We start from the raw sequence: 15,574 nt of genomic DNA, 5'->3' as shown, positions 1-15,574 counted from the left end.
CGGTCTGCGTTGCGCCGACGGTAGACGATGCCGTGGCCGGCGTGACACGGGCGGAGTTCCTGCGCGGGGACGTATCGGGCGCTTACGGTCGAAGCTGATGGGCGGCAGGGAGACGTGGAGCAGGCCGGCCCGGGGGCGCCGACCGGTGCGGACCGGCTTGGTCCTGGGCGGCTTCGGGGTGGGCCTGTGCCTGATCGGGGTGGCCGGCCTCGCCGTTTGGAACGTGCAGGTGGTGATGCAGGCCACCGGGCCGGTGCGGGAGACGGCCGACGGGTTCTTCCACGAGGTGTCCGCCGGCGACACCGACAAGGCGTACGAGCGGTTGTGCAAGGACACCCGCAGCCGGTGGAGCGCGGTCGGTTTCGGCAGTTGGGTGCGGACCCCGCCGCAGGTCAGCGGCTACGAGATAACCGACCTGTCGATCTCCACCCTGCGCGGCCGCCCGCGTGCCACGGTGACGGTGCGGGTGACCCGCGACGGCGGGGCCAGCGAGGAGCGCAAGCTCCCCGTGATCCAGGAGAACGGGAAGTGGCGGGTCTGCGGGGACCCGTTCTGACGTCTCAGCCGCGCGGGCCGAGGTCGCCGGAGCGGTAGTGGCGGCGGCACAGCACCTGGTAGCGCACGTCGGCGCTGTCCATGGTGTCGCCGATGACGACCTGCTCGCCCTCGCGGACCACCCGCCCGTCGACCACCCGGGCGTTGAGCAGCCCTTCCCGGCCGCACCAGCAGAGCACCTCGACCTGGATGCGGGCCACCTCGTCGGCGAGCTCGAACAGTCGCTGCGCGGCCGGGAACAGGCAGGAGCGGAAGTCGGTGGCCAGGCCGAAGGCGTACACGTCGACGTCGAAGTTGTCGACCAGTTCGGCCATCTGCTCGACGTGCTCCAGGTTGTAGAAGGAGGCCTCGTCGCAGATCAGGTAGTCCACGCGTACCCCCTCGGCCCAGGCGTCCCGGACCAGGTCGCGCAGGTCGAGGGCGTCGTTGACCTCGATGGCGGAGTGGGCCAGGCCGATGCGGGTGGTGACCTGCGGGCCGAGCGACCGGTCGATGCGCGTGGTGACCAGCCCGCGCCGGCCCTGCCGGGCATGGTTGTAGTTCATCTGCAGGGCCATGGTGGACTTGCCGCAGTCCATCGGCCCCCAGAAGAACTTCAGCGCGGCGGCGTGCAGCGGCCGCCCGTCGACGCCGCGGGCGGCGGCGCAGCCGGTGCGGGTGTCGTCCGGTCCGGGGAGGGGCCGGGCCAGGCAGATCGGGGCGGCAGCGGCGTCGTCGGTCACGTCGGGGCAGCCTAGTCGATCGATCCGCGCCGATCAGGACGGTGCGCGGCGGTCGCTACAGCACCCGGGGCGGGGTGTTGCCCGCAGCGACGATCGCCCGCCGGATCGGCACGGCGGCCAGCAGCGCGAACCCGACCACGAAGAAGATCAGCAGTGAGACCAGGCCCACCCGGTAGGAGGCGGTGAGCTGGAACACCAGGCCGAAGGCGAGCGGCCCGAGCCAGCTGGTGCCCTTGTCGCTGATCTCGTAGAAGCCGTAGTACTCGCCCTCCTTGCCGGCGGGGATGAGCTGGCTGAACAGCGACCGGCTCAGCGCCTGGCTGCCGCCCAGGACCAGGCCGATCGCCCCACCGAGGACCATGAACGGCAGCGGCGCCTCGGCGGGCAGCCGGAACGCGGCGATGATCACACCGGTCCAGAGCACCAGGCTGATCAGCACGGTCTTCCACGCGCCGATCCGCCCGGCGAGCGCGCCGAGCGCCAGCGCACCGCCGAAGGCGAGGAACTGCACCAGCAGGATCGTCGTGATCAGCGTGCTCTGCCCCAGCCGCAGCTCCTTGGTGCCGTACTGGCTGGCCAGGGTGATGACGGTCTGGATGCCGTCGTTGTAGACCAGGAAGGCGAGCAGGAAGAACAGCGTCAGCGGGTACGCCTTGATGTTCCGCAGGGTGTGGCCGAGCTGCCGGAACCCGTCGGTGAGCACGTTGCCGCCGCCGACCCGGGCCGCCGCGGCGGCGGCGGGATGTTCGCGCAGCCAGCGCAGCGGCACCAGGGTGAACGCCGCCCACCACACGCCCGCGGACACGATCGACCAGCGGGCCAGGTCGAGGGTGCGCTGCGGGTTGCCCTCCTCGCTGAGCATCGTCACCGCGACCAGGTTCAGCGCGAGCAGCAGGCCGCCACCGAGGTAGCCGATGGCCCAACCGCGGCTGGAGATGCCGTCGCGCTCGTCGGGCCCGCCGAGCTGCGGCAGGAACGAGTTGTAGACGACCACGGCCGCGCCGAAGGAGATGTTCGCGACCAGGAACAGCGCCCCGCCGAGCAGGTAGCGTTCGCCGGTGACGAAGGCGAAGGCGGTGGTGGCGCCGGCGCCGGTGAACGCGGCGGTGGCCAGCAGCCGCTTCTTGTGCATCGACCGGTCGGCGATCGCGCCCATCACCGGCAGCACGAACACGGTGAGGAAGACCGACAGCGAGATCAGGTACGGGTAGTAGGAGCCGGCGGCGACCCGGATGCCGAGCGGGTGCACGTACCCCTCGCAGGTGTCCGCGCCGAGTTCACAGCCGGCGGCCAGTTCGGTGACGGTGGTGAGGAACGGGCCGAGGAAGACGGTGATGACCGTGGTCTGGAAGGCCGAGTTGGCCCAGTCGTAGAGGTACCAGCCGCGCCGTTCCCGGCGGGTGCTCGACGGGGGCTCGTGCAGGGTCGGGCTGACCGTCTCGGCCATCGGGGTCCTCGTGAGTTCAGGCGGCCCAGTGGCCGCGGCTGCGGTAGACGTCGCGCAGCACGCCGACGTGATCGGTCATGATGCCATCCACGCCGAGATCAAGTAAGTCGTGCATCTCGGCAGGTTCGTCGATCGTCCAGACGTGCACCTGCAACCCGATCCGGTGGCAGTACGCCAGGAATCGCCGGTCGACCACGGGGATGCGCCCGTAGCGGACCGGGACCTGGGCGGCGACCACGGACGGCGGCAGCCGCAGCGACCGTCCGTGCAGGGAGGCCATCCGCAGCCGGGCCACGCCGCGCATGCCGAGGCTGGTGGCGACCTTCGGCCCGGCCAGGGCGCGCAGCCGGGTCAGCCGGGCGTCGCTGAAGGAGGCCAGCAGCACCCGCTCGCCGGCACCGGTCCGGGTGACGGTGGCGACGGTGGGTTCGACGCCGCCGTCGGCCTTGACGTCGATGTTGAAGCGGATCTCCGGCCAGGCGCCGAGGACCTCGTCGAGGCGGGGCACCACGGCGGCGCCGCCGACGCGTACCGAGGCCAGGTCGGCCCAGCGCAGGTCGGCGATGCGCCCCGGCTCGCCGGTGAGCCGGCGCAGGGTGGCGTCGTGGAAGACCACCGCCACGCCGTCGGCGGTGGCGTGCACGTCGGTTTCGACGTACCGGTAGCCCAGGGCGATGGCGCGGGCGAACGCGGCGGCGGTGTTCTCGTCGCCGTCGGCCGCGCCGCCGCGGTGGGCGAACGCCAGGGGCGCGGGGGCGTCGAGGTAGCCGGAGCGGGGCTGCACGCCCGGCAGTATGACCGCCCGTGGTGGCGCCCGGGTGACGGGCCGGCGATCACCTCGGGCCGGAAGCGCGACGCGACGGACAACCCCCGCTCCCTATCATTACCTATCCCGCCTATGATGTGGCGCGATGAGTGAAGATATGTACTCGGTGGAGCAGGTGGCCGAGCGGCTCGGCCTGCACCCGCGCACCGTGCGCGGCTACATCCGCGCCGGCCGGCTCCGGGCGGTGCGGATCGGCAAGCAGTACCGGATCGCCCGCGCCGACCTCGACGCGCTGACCGGCCGGCCGCCGGCGGCCCGGCCCGCCGCGGTTCCCGCGGTGGAGGTGTCGAGCATCGTGCAGGTCGACGGCGTCGACCGGGCCGCGGCCGACCGGCTGGGCACCCTCGTCCTGGCCGGGGTGAACACCGTCCACGACCCCGCGCACCCGCTGCGCGTTCAGACCGTCCACGACGAGGAGCGCCGGCGCATGAAGATCGTCATCCTGGGTGGCGCCGCGGCCACCGCCGACGTGCTGCACCTGCTCGACGCCGTCCTCGACGGCGGCAACGGCCTGCTCGCCGGGGAGGCCGCCCATGCCTGACGTGGTGCAGCAGCGGATGGGGGTGCCGGTGCTGGTGTGCGACCCGGCCGGCCCGCCGGTGGCCACCGTGGCGGACGCGTTGGACCTGATCGGCGCGGCGTTCCTCGGCGCCGAGGTGGTGGCCGTGCCGGCGAGCCGGCTCGACCCGGACTTCTTCGCCCTGGACACCCGCTTCGCCGGGGAGATCATGCAGAAGTTCGTCAACTACCGGCTGCGGCTGGCCGTCGTCGGTGACATCTCGCGGCACCTCGCGGCCAGCGCGGCCCTGCGCGCCCTGGTCCACGAGTCCAACCGGGCCGAGCACGTCTGGTTCGTCCCGGACCTCGACGCGCTGGACGCCCGGCTGGCCGGGGCGCCGTCGCACCGAGATTGATCAGGCCAGCCAGCCGGCGGTGATCGTGGCGACGGCGCGGCCGTCGAGGTCGGCGAGTTTCGCCCCGACGAACTGCCGGGCGGTGGTGGAGGTCTGCACGCGCGGCGCCGGCTCCGGGTCGGTCAGGGTGGCGACCACCGCCGCGGCGGCGTCCGCCGGGGACTGGGCGGCCGCGAACGCGCCGGCGGTGCGGTCCAGGTACGCCCGCAGCGCCGGCGCGTACACCCCGGCCTGCGCGACGGCGGCGTCCCGGTCGACGCCGACGTTGGCGACGAACTCGCTGGCCACCGCGCCGGGCTCCACCACGGTGACGAGGACGCCGACGGTCGCGGCGACCGGGGCGAGGGCCTCCATGAAGCCCTCGACGGCGAACTTCGCCGCGCAGTACGCCTCGTTGAACGGCTGCCCGACCACTCCGCCGACGCTGGTGACCGTGACGAGCCGTCCCCGACTGGCACGCAGGTGCGGCAGCGCGGCCCGGCTGACGTGCAGGACGCCGAAGAAGTTGACCTCCATGACGGCCCGTACGTCGTCGACGGTCTCCTCCTCCAGGGTGCCCACGTGCCCGGCGCCGGCGTTGTTGACCACCGCGTCGAGGCGCCCGCGGTCGGCGATCACGCCGGCCACGCAGGCGGTCACCGAGGCCGGGTCGACGACGTCGAGCCGGCGTACCTCGACCAGGTCGGCGACCCCGGCGGCGTCGGCGGCGCGGCGCAGCGCGTCAGCGCGCGACACGTCGCGCATGGTGGCCACGGCCCGCCAGCCGGCCCGGGCCGCGCCCACGGCGATCTCCAGGCCGATGCCGCTGGACGTGCCGGTGATCAGCGCGGTCGGTGCGCTCATGGCTGCCTCCTCCACGGGACGTGGTGTCCCGGCCCGAAGAGTCTCACCCTTCGCGTCGACTCGAAGGCAAATCAGCCGGCCGTGTGCCGCCGGTGCGATCGGGTGGTCTCGCTGGGGCGGCCGGGGTCGACGTGCCGGGGGCGGTCCGGCTCGTCGGGGCGCAGCGGCCCCAGGTCGTCGGTGATCGCGTCGATGATCCGGTCGGTGGCCCGCCGGGCCGCCCCCGGGGCGCCGGGGGGCAGGTCGGGCAGCACCACCGGGGCGCCGAAGTGCACCCGGATCGTCGGCCGGCGCAGCAGGGCCCGGGCGAGGCCGCGCAGCGCCCCCTTGGGCGCGCGGTACGGCAGCACCTCGTGGGAGCCCCACTGGGCGACGGGGATGACGGGGGCGCCGCTGGCCAGGGCGAGCCGGGCGGCGCCGGTCTTGCCGCGTTCGGGCCACATGCCCGGGTCCAGTCCGATCCGCCCCTCGGGGTAGAGCAGGATCACCGAGCCGCCGGCGACGGCCGCCACGGCGGTGTCGAGGGCCTGGTGGACGGAGGCGCTGCCCCGCTCGACGCGGATGTGTCCGGCCCGGCGCATCAGCGACCCGATGACCGGGGTGCGGAACAGCCCCGCGGTGGCCATGATCCGCGGGGCGACGCCCCGGGCGCGGCAGGCGGCCGCGAGGACCACCGGGTCGAACGGGCTGATGTGGTTGACGGCCAGGATCAGCGGCCCTCGGCGCAGTTCGGCCGGCACGTCGCCGGTGACCTCGAGGTGGGCCAGCGCGCCGACGATGGCGCGGGCGAGCAGTTGGGCGGCGCGCCAGAGCAGCGGCGGTCGCCACGGGGTCGGGGTGTTCATCAGTGCTGGATGGTCGCACGCGTCGGGGTGAGCGGGGGACCCGATTCCGGTGGCCGGCCGGCAGAGGTGATCAGGGTCATTGGTCCCGGGTGGGGTCGGGACCCCCGGCCCTGCCCAATTCTCTACGACGCCCGGTAGTATTTACTACGTCTCGTAGTATGCGCAGCTGGGGGTTTCAGGTGGACGCGTTGGACGTCGCCCGCTGGCAGTTCGGTGTCACCACCGTCTACCACTTTCTCTTCGTGCCGTTGACCATCGGGCTGTCGGTCCTGGTGGCCATCCTCCAGACCCTGTGGCACCGCACCGGCGACGAGCGGTACCTCAAGCTCACCAAGTTCTACGGCAAGCTGTTCCTGATCAACTTCGCGATGGGTGTGGTCACCGGCATCGTGCAGGAGTTCCAGTTCGGCATGAACTGGAGCGACTACTCGCGCTTCGTCGGCGACATCTTCGGTGCCCCGCTGGCCATCGAGGCCCTGGTCGCGTTCTTCCTCGAATCCACCTTCATCGGCCTGTGGATCTTCGGCTGGGACCGGCTGCCCAAGCGGGCGCACCTGGCCAGCATCTGGGTCGCCGCGATCGGCACCAACCTCAGCGCGTACTTCATCCTCGCCGCGAACTCGTTCATGCAGAACCCGGTCGGCTACCGGGTCAACCCGGACACCGGCCGGGCGGAGCTGACCGACTTCGTCGCCGTGCTCACCAACAAGGTCGCCCTGATCACCTTCCCGCACACCCTGGCAGGCTCGTTTCTGGTCGCCGGGTCACTGATCGTCGCCGTCGGCCTGTGGCACGTGATCCGCAACCGCGACAGCGCGGACACCGGCGCCTACCGCTTCGCCACCAAGTTCGGCTCCTGGGTGGTGCTGGTCTCCTCGGCGCTGGTGCTGTTCACCGGCGACATCCAGGGCAAGATCATGACCGAGGTGCAGCCGATGAAGATGGCCGCCGCCGAGGGCCTCTACACCACCGAGAGCCCCGCCTCGTTCTCCGTGCTCACCGTCGGCAGCCTCGACGGCAGCCGCGAGGTCTTCGCCATCAAGATCCCGTACCTGCTGTCGTACCTCGGCACCGGCGACCCCAACGGCACCGTCCACGGCATCGACGACCTGCAGGCCCAGTACGCCAGCCAGTACGGCGCCGGCAGCTACACCCCGATCATCCCGGTCACCTACTGGAGCTTCCGCTTCATGATCACCTTCGGGATGGCCGCCGCCGCGATCGCCCTGCTGGTGCTCTGGAGCCAGCGCAAGGGACGCACCCCCACCAGCAGGTGGCTGCTGCGCGCCGGCCTGGTGATGCCCGTGCTGCCGCTGCTGGCCAACTCCTTCGGCTGGATCTTCACCGAGATGGGCCGCCAGCCGTGGATCGTCTTCGGCGAGATGCTCACCCGCAACGGCGTGTCCCGCAGCGTCTCGCTGACCGAGGTCCTCACCTCCTTCACCGCCTTCACCCTGATCTACGCCACCCTCGCCGTGATCGAGTTCAAGCTGCTGGTCCGCTACGCCAGGGCCGGCGTACCCGACCTCACCCCGGCGCCCGTCGACGACACCACCGACGACGCCGAGCGTCCGCTCGCCTTCGCCTACTGATCCCCGGAGCCCATCGTGGAACTGACGACCGTCTGGTTTCTCCTCGTCGCCGTGCTCTTCACCGGCTACTTCATCCTCGAAGGCTTCGACTTCGGCGTCGGCATGCTGCTGCCCGTCCTCGGCCGCGACGACCGGGAACGCCGCGTCCTGATCAACACCATCGGCCCGGTCTGGGACGGCAACGAGGTCTGGCTGATCACCGCCGGTGGCGCCATGTTCGCCGCCTTCCCCGAGTGGTACGCCACCCTCTTCTCCGGCTTCTACCTGCCGCTGCTGCTGATCCTGCTCGCGCTGATCGCCCGCGGCGTCGCCTTCGAGTACCGGCACAAGCGCCCCGAGGCGTCCTGGAAGCGCCGCTGGGACCGAGCGATCTTCTTCGGCTCGCTGCTGCCGGCGATCCTGTGGGGCGTCGCGTTCGCCAACATCCTGCGCGGGGTGCCGCTCGACGCCGACCACGAGTACGTCGGCGGCCTGCTCGACCTGCTCCACCCGTACGCCCTGCTCGGCGGCCTGACCACCCTCGCCCTGTTCCTCACCCACGGCGCGGTGTTCATCGCCCTGAAGACCACCGGCGAGATCCGCGAGCGGGCCGCCGCGCTGGCCGTGCGGCTCGGCGTCGGCGCCGCCGTGGTCGCGGTGGCCTTCCTGGCCTGGACGCTGACCATCCGCTCCAGCGCCGCCGCCGTCGTGCTCGCCGTCGCCGCGGCCCTCGCCCTGCTCGGTGGTCTGGCCGCCGCCCGGGTACGCCGGGAGGGCTGGGCGTTCGCCGGCACCGCGGTGGCGATCGCCCTGGCGGTGGCGACCCTGTTCGCGGCGCTGTTCCCGAACGTGCTGCCGTCGACCCTGGACGCCGCCGGGACGCTCACCGCGACGAACGCCTCCTCCACCCCGTACACCCTGAAGATCATGACCTGGGTGGCCGTGGTGTTCACCCCGATCGTGCTGGCCTACCAGGGGTGGACGTACTGGGTTTTCCGCAAGCGGATCGGGGTAGTGCACATTCCGCAGCACTGACGAGTCTGCGGGTGCGGGAGGCGGGGCCGGTGCGAGGGGGTCGTACCGGCCCCGCGGGGTGTTCAGGCCATCGCCAGTTCGGCGTCGGCTCGCTGCTTGAGCAGGGTGAGGACGCGTCCGGCGACCTCCATCTCGGCGGCGGGGATGTCCGCGTACAGCCGAGCGGTGATGCCGGCGACCGCGTCGGCGATCCGGCCCTGCCGGGCCCGGCCGACGTCGGTGAGCGCGAGACCGGACCCGCCGGCGGGCAGCGCCCGGAGCAGCCCGGCGTCGGTCAGCTCGGCGAGTGTCGTCCCCACCGCCGGCTCGTCGACCTTCAGGGCGCCGGTCATCCGCTGGACGAGGGCCCCGCGCTCGACGGCCCCGCCCTCGGCGGCGACGGCGTTGAGCGCGACGGACTGGGCGAAGGTGATCCCCATGGTGGCCAGCTCGCGTTCGAGCACCGCCCGGGTGGCGTAGTGGGCCTGGCCGATGACCTGGCCGGTGAGGACGGGTGTGCGGGACATGGCTGCTCCTTTTGTTGGTAGCTCCAACGTTGGTTCGGCCAACATATCAGGTATCGTGGGTAGAGCCAACGGTTGCTGATATGGTCCCCACCATGGAGCCCACCACCGGCCCGGCGGCCCCCGCCCGGCTGCGGACGACCCCGAGCTGGCTGCTCACCCAGACCGCCGCCCACGCCGCCCGCCTGGTCGCCGACGGGCTCGGCGCGCTCGACGCGCGCGGCTACCACTACCGGCTGCTCGCCGCCCTCGACGAGCTCGGCCCGGCCAGCCAGGCCGAGCTGGGACGGCGCTGCGGCATCGACCGCAGCGACGTGGTCGCCGTGCTCAACGAACTCGCCGCGAAGGACCTGGTCCGCCGCGCACCCGACCCCGCCGACCGGCGGCGCAACGTGGTCACCCTCACCACCGCCGGCCGCCGCGAGCTGCGCCGGATGGCCGACACCCTCGACCGGGTCCAGGACACCCTGCTCGCCCCCCTGTCGCCGACCGACCGCGACGAGCTGACCCGGCTGCTCACCACCCTGCTCGACCACCACAGCGGCCGGTAGCCCCACCCCCAACCGCCCCCGCCCGTGCGACGGCCCCGACGAGCCGCCGCACGGGACACGCCGTCAGCGGGCGTCGCGCAACTCCGCCAGCCGCGCCTCGATCTCCGCCAGCTCCGCGCGCAGCTTCTCCGCCTGCTGCTCCGCCTCCGCCCGCTCCGCGGCCATGATCTGCTCCACCGCCTCCTGCACCCCCGGCACGTCCACCAGCGCCACCATCCGCAGCGCCTCCGCCGGCTTCACCACGTACGGCTTCGCGAGCGCCTTCGCGCCCTGCTGCGCCGCCACCGTCCACTCACCCTCGGCGTACGCCAACGTCACCGTCAGCCCGGCCGGGCCCTTCGGCTTCGCCGCCTTCACCGGCCGGCGCGCCGGCTTCGCCTCCACCTGCTGCTCCACCTTCGGCTCCTCCTGACGCGGCGCCGGCACCCGCGGCGTGTCCAACACGAACTCCGGCTCCGCCGGCGCGGCCGGCTCCTCGACCTGCGGCTTCGGCTCCGCCGCCACCTTCCGCCCCGCACCCCGCGGCGCGACCGCCACATCGGTGGGGGAGAAGGGCAACTCGTCGCGGCCGAACCGCACCACCACGAACTCCTCCGAGACCGCCGGATCGGTCAGCTCCACCACCTGGCCGACCTGGCCCGCCATCTGACCCGCCGCCGCCGTGAACACCACCCTCGGCTTACGGCCCGCGGCCAACGCCTCCCGGATGCCTTGCACCTCGTCAGTGGACAAACCCTGGCCCGCCATCACAGCCCTCTTCCGTACACATGTTTGATTGCAGCCTTGATACCAGCCGGCTGCGACACCGCGAAGATCAGGCCCCCAGTGCCCGCAACGCCGCGTCCGCGTGCTCGTTCATGCTCAACTCGCTGTGCACCACCGCCAGCACCCGCCGGTCCTGGCCGATCACGAACGTCATCCGCCGCGTGCTCAACGCCCCCAACGGCAGCCGCCGCCGCACCCCGAACGCCTCCGCCACCACGCCGTCGACGTCCGACAGCAGCGGATAGTCGAACCCGTGCCGCCGGGAGAACTCCGCCTGCTTCTCCACCGGATCCCGGCTGATTCCCACCCGCTGGGCGCCCACCGCCGCGAACTCCGCCGCCAGATCCCGGAAATGACAGCTCTCCGCCGTGCACCCCCGCGTCATCGCCGCCGGGTAGAAGAACAACACCGCCGGCCCCGCCGCCAGGAACTCCGACAACCGCCGCACCGTCCCCGTCTCGTCCGGCAGCGCGAAATCGTCCACCAGATCCCCGACACCCACACCCACCGCGCACCTCCGCTGATCGACCCGACGCGGGGAGCCTAGGCGATCACCCCCACACCCCGGCCACCTCGTCGAGCACCACCGCCGCCTGCGCCCGACCGGCCCGCGCCGCAGCCGCCCGCCGCGCCGGATCCAACACGTTGCGCCCGATCGCCGTCCGCGCCGCCGCGTCCGGCGCCACCACCGCCACCCGCGCCGACCGGCGCAACGCCGCCACCTGCGCCGACAGCCGCGGCATCGGCCCGAACGCCGACGACACCGGCGCCAACACCACCACCGCCTCCGCACCCGCCGCCAGGTCCGCGTTCACCGCCGAGCGCATCCCACCATCGACGTACCGGCGATCCCCGATCGTCACCGGCGGCCACACCCCCGGCACCGCGCAACTGGCCCCCACCGCGTCCACCAACGACACCCCGCTGGCCGCGTCGAACACCACGAACTCGCCCGAGCCCGCGTCCACCGCCGTCACCAGCAGCCGCCGCGCCGGCCACTCCCGCACCGGCAACCGCCCCTCGATCACCGCCCGCCGCGACGCCTCCGACGGCGTCCGCGCCGCCACCGCCATCGCCCCGATCCGCACCCGCGACCGCACCTCGTCCCGGGTACGCCCACCCGCCCACAACAGCCGCGCCACCGCGCCCACCCCGAACCGGGCGGCCACCTCACCCGAAGCCGGCCGCAACTGCGCCGCGTACAACTCCTCCAACGGCACCCCGGAACACACCTGCGCCCCCACCACCGACCCCGCCGACGTGCCCACCACCAGGTCCGCCCCGGCCAACTCCAGCCCACGCTGCGCCAACCCGGCCAGCAGCCCCAACTCCCAGGCCACCCCGGTCACCCCGCCACCGCCCAGCACCAACGCCCGCGTCATGTGTGATCGTCCTCTCCACCACCGCACCGTGCCGGTCACGGTAACGTCACCAGCACCACGAGGGCAGGGGAGAGGGCATTGCCGTCCGTCACCATCGTCACCGGCGGCAGCCGCGGCATCGGCGCGGCCACCGCCCGCCGCCTCGCCGCGGCCGGCCACGACATCGCCATCGGCTACCGCCGCGATCACACCGCCGCGAAAGCCGTCCTGGACGACATCCACGCCGCCGGCCGCCGCGGCCTCGTCGTCGCCGCCGACACCACCGACCCCGACCAGGTCCAGCGCCTCTTCGACACCGCCGCCGACCTCGGACCCGTCACCGGCCTGGTCAACAACGCCGGCATCACCAGCCCGATCGGCCCCTTCACCGAGCTGCGCCCCGACGACCTGCGCCAGGTCGTCGACGTCAACCTCATCGGGTACGTCCTCTGCGCCCAACAGGCCGCCCGCCGGATGACCCACGGCGGCGCCATCGTCAACGTCTCCTCCGCCGCCGCCACCCTCGGCAGCCCCGGCGAATACATCCACTACGCCGCCGTCAAGGCCGCCACCGACACCCTTACCCTCGGCCTGGCCAAGGAGCTCGCCCCGCACGGCATCCGCGTCAACGCCGTCGCACCCGGCATCATCCGCACCGACATCCACGCCCTGTCCGGCGTACCCGACCGGCCCGACAGCGCCGCCGGACGCATCCCGCTGGGGCGCGCCGGCGAACCCGACGAGGTCGCCGCCGCCATCACCTGGCTCCTCGGCCCCGACGCCTCCTACACCACCGGCGCCGTCCTGCGGGTCGCCGGCGGGCTGTGACGCCGACGGCCCGGGGGAGCACCCCGGGCCGTCCACACCACCGCCACAGCTAGCTCGTGAACAGCTTCGCCGCCGTGATCACCGTCTGCACCACCCCGTAACCGAGCAGGACCGACACCACCAACCAGGAGATCCACAACCGGACCCGCTGCCCGTGACCGACCTCGTTCATCGCGTGCCGCTCCTCTCCGCCGCCACCGGCTGCGTACCCTCATCCCCGCCGTGGCCCGACGCGGGCTCGTGGAACCGCTCCGGCACCGGCCGGATCAACAGGTTGGCGATGAACCCCACCGCCAGCACCCCGACCATCGTGAACAGCGCCGGCCGGTACGCCGCCGCGGTCAACGTCCCCGGCTTGCCCTGCGCGTCGAGGAACGCGTTGACGATCAGCGGCCCGGCCACCCCCGCCGCCGACCATGCCGTCAACAGCCGCCCGTGGATCGCCCCCACCTCGAACGTGCCGAACAGGTCCCGCAGGTACGCCGGCACCGTGGCGAACCCACCGCCGTAGAACGACAGGATCACGCACGCCAACAGCACGAACAACGCCGTCGCCGCGTGCCCGACCACCGCCAGCAGCACGTACAACACCATGCCCACGCCCAGATACACCAGGTAGATCGGCCTACGCCCGATCAGGTCCGACGTCGACGACCACACGAACCGGCCGGCCATGTTGAACAGCGACAGCAAGCCCACGAAGCCACCCGCCGCCGCCACCGAGACCGCCGACGTCCCGTTGTCCCGGAAGAAGTCCTGGATCATCGGGCTGGCCTGCTCCAGGATCCCGATGCCCGCGGTCACGTTGCAGAACAGCACCACCCACAGCAGCCAGAACGACCGCGTCCTCACGGCGTTCGCCGCCGACACGTTCGCCGTGGTCACCAGCGGCTTCGCCGCCACCTGCGCCGGATCGAAACCCGCCGGCCGCCAGTCGGGCGCCGGCACCCGCACGTTGAACACCCCGAACATCATGATCAGGAAGTAGCCGACGCCCAACGTCACGAACAACCACACCAGCGCGCCGCCCGACGCCGTCGACCCCGCGTTCGCCGGGTCGTAGCCCGGGTCGTAGAACGACAGCAGCTGACGAGACAGGGGAGAGGCCACCATCGCCCCACCACCGAACCCCATGATCGCCAGACCGGTCGCCAGACCCGGCCGGTCCGGGAACCACTTGATCAACGTGGAGACGGGGGAGATGTAGCCGATCCCGAGACCGATGCCACCGAGCAACCCGTACCCCAGGTACAGCAGCCACAACTGCTTCGTCGCGATGCCCAGCGCGCCGACCCCGAAGCCGGCCGCCCAGAAGCACGCCGAGACGAACATCGCCTTACGCGGCCCGTTCGCCTCCACCCACGTGCCCGCCACCGCGGCCGACAACCCCAGCATCACGATCGCGATGCTGAAGATCACCCCGATCGCCGTCTGACTCGCGTCGAAGTGCGCGATCAAAGAGTTCTTGTACACGCTGGTCGCGTAGACCTGCCCGATGCAGAGATGAATCGCCAACGCCGCCGGTGGAATCAGCCAACGGCTGTACCCCGGCGGCGCGACGGTGTGCCGACGATCGAGTGCGGAAAGCATGCTGCTTCCTCTCCGAAGATGGCGAGAACCCTCCCCGTTTCATGCCCCCACCGCACGCCGCGGCGAAACCCGCCACGCGCCCGACGGTCGAAACCCTGAGCCGAACGGTCACCCGCCTCGCGCCCGACTCACCCCACGTCGCCCCGCCGTCACGCCACGGAAGCGCCCGGCCCCATCTCACCCGAACCCGCCAGCGCCGGCCCGCTCCCGTCCGCCTCCCGCCACGGGATCAGCCGCAACGCCAACCGCGCCCGCCCCGGACCCGCCAACCGACGCGGCCCGTACTTCGCGTCGAACAACGCGAACACCCGCGCCCGCTGCGCGTCCCCGTCCACCCGCGCCAACCGGAACCGGGTACCCGACCAGCCGTCCACCGCCAACGGCCGGCGGCTTCCTGGTCGACGCGGTGCTGCCCCTCCCCGAGGAGGTACCGTCGACGGCGCCGGTCGCGGCCGGGCCCGACGGTCACCGGCGCACCCGAACCCTTGTCGAACCGAGCGAAACCATGGTGGACCGATGAGCGAGCGCACCGAGCGAATCATCAGGCTCAGCGCGTTGGTGCCTCATGTCGCCGAGCGGCTCGTGGTCAGCGACGAAACCGTGAAGACGCACGTGAGCCGACTACTGGGCAAGCTCGGCCTGCGGGACCGGACGCAGGCGGTCGTCGTCGCCTACGAGACCGGGCCGATCGTCCCGCGCGGCAACCAGGGGGGACCGTGAACGACGACGCGCTCGCCGCCTCGCTGACGGCGCACCTGGACCGCCTCACGTTCGTGGACCGGCCGACCGACGAGGTCACCGCGCTGCTCGTCGACGCGGTCGCCGCGTGGGGGGAGGCCCAGGGCTTCCGGGTGTACCGGCGCGCCACGAGTGTGGTCCCGCTGCCCGCCCCGTACCAGGACCGGCACTCGGTCGTCGACGTCGCCTGCGCTCGTCCCGTTGGCCGTCCCGTCGTGATCGAGGTGGACCGCACCGACCGCCGGCGTACCGTGGAGAAGCTGCTCGCCGAGGCCGACGCCGGCCGGGTCGCGCTCTGGGTGCGCTGGGGGCCGGGACCGTTCGCCGCACCGCCCCCGCCGATCCGCCTCGTCACCTGCGAGGTGGCCGTGCGCAACCACCGGCACTCGCGACTGCCGGCCCGCCCCGCGCCGCAGCACTCCGCGCCGGCCGGCGCCGCCGCCGAGCCGGTCGAGCTGCCGCTCACCCCAGACTGAGCTT

At 72.6% G+C, this 15,574-nt stretch carries 21 protein-coding genes; 9 read left to right on the top strand and 12 right to left on the bottom strand.

Features of this window, described 5'->3' with window-relative positions; all coding sequences use genetic code 11:
* Positions 1-97 precede the first annotated feature (97 nt).
* Positions 98-556, top strand: a complete 459-nt coding sequence (locus ACFOYX_RS31090; protein WP_109805679.1) for a DUF4878 domain-containing protein — start codon at positions 98-100, stop codon at positions 554-556.
* Between the two features lie 4 nt (positions 557-560).
* On the opposite strand, the gene ACFOYX_RS31085 is transcribed toward ACFOYX_RS31090, so the two are convergent.
* The 3 genes from ACFOYX_RS31085 to ACFOYX_RS31075 are packed head-to-tail and all read right to left on the bottom strand — an operon-like array spanning position 561 to position 3,508.
* Positions 561-1,277 carry a thymidine kinase gene (locus ACFOYX_RS31085; RefSeq protein ID WP_109805680.1) on the bottom strand — a complete coding sequence of 239 codons (717 nt, stop codon included), beginning with the start codon at positions 1,275-1,277 and terminating at the stop codon, positions 561-563.
* Positions 1,278-1,332: 55 nt separating this feature from the next.
* Positions 1,333-2,724, bottom strand: coding sequence for an MFS transporter (locus tag ACFOYX_RS31080; protein WP_322439325.1), 1,392 nt, complete (start codon positions 2,722-2,724; stop codon positions 1,333-1,335).
* Between the two features lie 16 nt (positions 2,725-2,740).
* Complete coding sequence (locus tag ACFOYX_RS31075; RefSeq protein WP_322439324.1) at positions 2,741-3,508, bottom strand: glycerophosphodiester phosphodiesterase; 768 nt, start codon at positions 3,506-3,508, stop codon at positions 2,741-2,743.
* 127 nt (positions 3,509-3,635) lie between these two features.
* Here ACFOYX_RS31075 and ACFOYX_RS31070 point away from each other — a divergent pair, with 127 nt between their 5' ends.
* A complete protein-coding gene (locus ACFOYX_RS31070; protein WP_236648596.1) occupies positions 3,636-4,091 on the top strand; it encodes a helix-turn-helix domain-containing protein in 456 nt (151 codons plus the stop codon).
* A complete protein-coding gene (locus tag ACFOYX_RS31065; RefSeq protein ID WP_322439323.1) occupies positions 4,084-4,464 on the top strand; it encodes a DUF4180 domain-containing protein in 381 nt (126 codons plus the stop codon). Before ACFOYX_RS31070 ends, ACFOYX_RS31065 begins: the two co-directional genes overlap by 8 nt.
* Here the strand turns inward: ACFOYX_RS31065 and ACFOYX_RS31060 are convergent, their stop codons facing one another.
* Both ACFOYX_RS31060 and ACFOYX_RS31055 read right to left on the bottom strand, forming a co-directional pair.
* Positions 4,465-5,307, bottom strand: a complete 843-nt coding sequence (locus ACFOYX_RS31060) for an SDR family NAD(P)-dependent oxidoreductase (protein WP_322439322.1) — start codon at positions 5,305-5,307, stop codon at positions 4,465-4,467.
* A gap of 71 nt (positions 5,308-5,378) precedes the next feature.
* Positions 5,379-6,152 carry a lysophospholipid acyltransferase family protein gene (locus ACFOYX_RS31055; RefSeq protein WP_322439321.1) on the bottom strand — a complete coding sequence of 258 codons (774 nt, stop codon included), beginning with the start codon at positions 6,150-6,152 and terminating at the stop codon, positions 5,379-5,381.
* A 179-nt stretch (positions 6,153-6,331) separates the two neighbouring features.
* On the opposite strand from ACFOYX_RS31055, the gene ACFOYX_RS31050 reads away from it, so the two are divergent.
* Complete coding sequence (locus tag ACFOYX_RS31050; RefSeq protein ID WP_322439437.1) at positions 6,332-7,744, top strand: cytochrome ubiquinol oxidase subunit I; 1,413 nt, start codon at positions 6,332-6,334, stop codon at positions 7,742-7,744.
* Positions 7,745-7,759: 15 nt separating this feature from the next.
* Positions 7,760-8,758: a cytochrome d ubiquinol oxidase subunit II gene (cydB, locus tag ACFOYX_RS31045; RefSeq protein ID WP_238453515.1), complete on the top strand. Its 999-nt coding sequence runs from the start codon at positions 7,760-7,762 to the stop codon at positions 8,756-8,758.
* A 62-nt stretch (positions 8,759-8,820) separates the two neighbouring features.
* Here the strand turns inward: cydB and ACFOYX_RS31040 are convergent, their stop codons facing one another.
* Positions 8,821-9,264: a hypothetical protein gene (locus ACFOYX_RS31040; protein ID WP_322439320.1), complete on the bottom strand. Its 444-nt coding sequence runs from the start codon at positions 9,262-9,264 to the stop codon at positions 8,821-8,823.
* A 92-nt stretch (positions 9,265-9,356) separates the two neighbouring features.
* Here ACFOYX_RS31040 and ACFOYX_RS31035 point away from each other — a divergent pair, with 92 nt between their 5' ends.
* Complete coding sequence (locus tag ACFOYX_RS31035) at positions 9,357-9,812, top strand: MarR family winged helix-turn-helix transcriptional regulator (RefSeq protein WP_238453513.1); 456 nt, start codon at positions 9,357-9,359, stop codon at positions 9,810-9,812.
* Positions 9,813-9,875: 63 nt separating this feature from the next.
* Here ACFOYX_RS31035 and ACFOYX_RS31030 read toward each other — a convergent pair whose 3' ends face one another.
* From ACFOYX_RS31030 to ACFOYX_RS31020, 3 genes are all read right to left on the bottom strand, one after another.
* The gene (locus tag ACFOYX_RS31030; RefSeq protein WP_322439319.1) at positions 9,876-10,559 is read right to left on the bottom strand and encodes a hypothetical protein; all 684 of its coding nucleotides are present in this window, start codon (positions 10,557-10,559) and stop codon (positions 9,876-9,878) included.
* A 67-nt stretch (positions 10,560-10,626) separates the two neighbouring features.
* A complete protein-coding gene (locus ACFOYX_RS31025; RefSeq protein ID WP_309233925.1) occupies positions 10,627-11,085 on the bottom strand; it encodes a peroxiredoxin in 459 nt (152 codons plus the stop codon).
* Positions 11,086-11,128: 43 nt separating this feature from the next.
* Positions 11,129-11,959: a patatin-like phospholipase family protein gene (locus ACFOYX_RS31020; RefSeq protein ID WP_322439318.1), complete on the bottom strand. Its 831-nt coding sequence runs from the start codon at positions 11,957-11,959 to the stop codon at positions 11,129-11,131.
* Between the two features lie 78 nt (positions 11,960-12,037).
* Between ACFOYX_RS31020 and ACFOYX_RS31015 the strand changes: the two genes are divergently transcribed.
* Positions 12,038-12,766 (top strand): SDR family oxidoreductase, encoded by a 729-nt coding sequence (locus ACFOYX_RS31015; RefSeq protein ID WP_322439317.1) that lies wholly within the window; start codon positions 12,038-12,040, stop codon positions 12,764-12,766.
* Positions 12,767-12,815: 49 nt separating this feature from the next.
* Here ACFOYX_RS31015 and ACFOYX_RS31010 read toward each other — a convergent pair whose 3' ends face one another.
* From ACFOYX_RS31010 to ACFOYX_RS31000, 3 genes are all read right to left on the bottom strand, one after another.
* A complete protein-coding gene (locus tag ACFOYX_RS31010; RefSeq protein ID WP_255420269.1) occupies positions 12,816-12,938 on the bottom strand; it encodes a hypothetical protein in 123 nt (40 codons plus the stop codon).
* Positions 12,935-14,356, bottom strand: coding sequence for an OFA family MFS transporter (locus ACFOYX_RS31005; RefSeq protein ID WP_322439316.1), 1,422 nt, complete (start codon positions 14,354-14,356; stop codon positions 12,935-12,937). The genes ACFOYX_RS31010 and ACFOYX_RS31005 overlap by 4 nt, the downstream gene beginning before the upstream one ends.
* A 149-nt stretch (positions 14,357-14,505) precedes the next feature.
* A complete protein-coding gene (locus ACFOYX_RS31000) occupies positions 14,506-14,700 on the bottom strand; it encodes a hypothetical protein (protein WP_377534636.1) in 195 nt (64 codons plus the stop codon).
* Between the two features lie 172 nt (positions 14,701-14,872).
* Here ACFOYX_RS31000 and ACFOYX_RS30995 point away from each other — a divergent pair, with 172 nt between their 5' ends.
* Positions 14,873-15,076: a response regulator transcription factor gene (locus ACFOYX_RS30995; protein WP_375373458.1), complete on the top strand. Its 204-nt coding sequence runs from the start codon at positions 14,873-14,875 to the stop codon at positions 15,074-15,076.
* Entirely contained in the window at positions 15,073-15,570 is a 498-nt protein-coding gene (locus ACFOYX_RS30990) for a hypothetical protein (RefSeq protein ID WP_322439314.1), read from the top strand. Before ACFOYX_RS30995 ends, ACFOYX_RS30990 begins: the two co-directional genes overlap by 4 nt.
* Positions 15,571-15,574: the final 4 nt, after the last annotated feature.

The sequence above is a fragment of the Micromonospora sp. GCM10011541 genome (assembly GCF_042650725.1).
Classification (GTDB): Bacteria; Actinomycetota; Actinomycetes; order Mycobacteriales; family Micromonosporaceae; genus Micromonospora; species Micromonospora sicca.
The sequence above is the reverse complement of the archived record's forward strand: the minus strand, read 5'-3'. Positions and strand labels throughout refer to the sequence as shown.

Excerpts from the sequence above, each read along its gene's own strand:
- ACFOYX_RS31090 (WP_109805679.1), top strand. The coding sequence starts at position 98 with ATGGGCGGCAGGGAGACGTGGAGCAGGCCGGCCCGGGGGCGCCGACCG.
- ACFOYX_RS31080 (WP_322439325.1), bottom strand. The coding sequence starts at position 2,724 with ATGGCCGAGACGGTCAGCCCGACCCTGCACGAGCCCCCGTCGAGCACC.
- ACFOYX_RS31070 (WP_236648596.1), top strand. The coding sequence starts at position 3,636 with ATGAGTGAAGATATGTACTCGGTGGAGCAGGTGGCCGAGCGGCTCGGC.
- ACFOYX_RS31065 (WP_322439323.1), top strand. The coding sequence starts at position 4,084 with ATGCCTGACGTGGTGCAGCAGCGGATGGGGGTGCCGGTGCTGGTGTGC.
- ACFOYX_RS31060 (WP_322439322.1), bottom strand. The coding sequence starts at position 5,307 with ATGAGCGCACCGACCGCGCTGATCACCGGCACGTCCAGCGGCATCGGC.
- ACFOYX_RS31055 (WP_322439321.1), bottom strand. The coding sequence starts at position 6,152 with ATGAACACCCCGACCCCGTGGCGACCGCCGCTGCTCTGGCGCGCCGCC.
- ACFOYX_RS31040 (WP_322439320.1), bottom strand. The coding sequence starts at position 9,264 with ATGTCCCGCACACCCGTCCTCACCGGCCAGGTCATCGGCCAGGCCCAC.
- ACFOYX_RS31035 (WP_238453513.1), top strand. The coding sequence starts at position 9,357 with ATGGAGCCCACCACCGGCCCGGCGGCCCCCGCCCGGCTGCGGACGACC.
- ACFOYX_RS31030 (WP_322439319.1), bottom strand. The coding sequence starts at position 10,559 with ATGGCGGGCCAGGGTTTGTCCACTGACGAGGTGCAAGGCATCCGGGAG.
- ACFOYX_RS31020 (WP_322439318.1), bottom strand. The coding sequence starts at position 11,959 with ATGACGCGGGCGTTGGTGCTGGGCGGTGGCGGGGTGACCGGGGTGGCC.
- ACFOYX_RS31010 (WP_255420269.1), bottom strand. The coding sequence starts at position 12,938 with ATGAACGAGGTCGGTCACGGGCAGCGGGTCCGGTTGTGGATCTCCTGG.
- ACFOYX_RS31005 (WP_322439316.1), bottom strand. The coding sequence starts at position 14,356 with ATGCTTTCCGCACTCGATCGTCGGCACACCGTCGCGCCGCCGGGGTAC.
- ACFOYX_RS30995 (WP_375373458.1), top strand. The coding sequence starts at position 14,873 with ATGAGCGAGCGCACCGAGCGAATCATCAGGCTCAGCGCGTTGGTGCCT.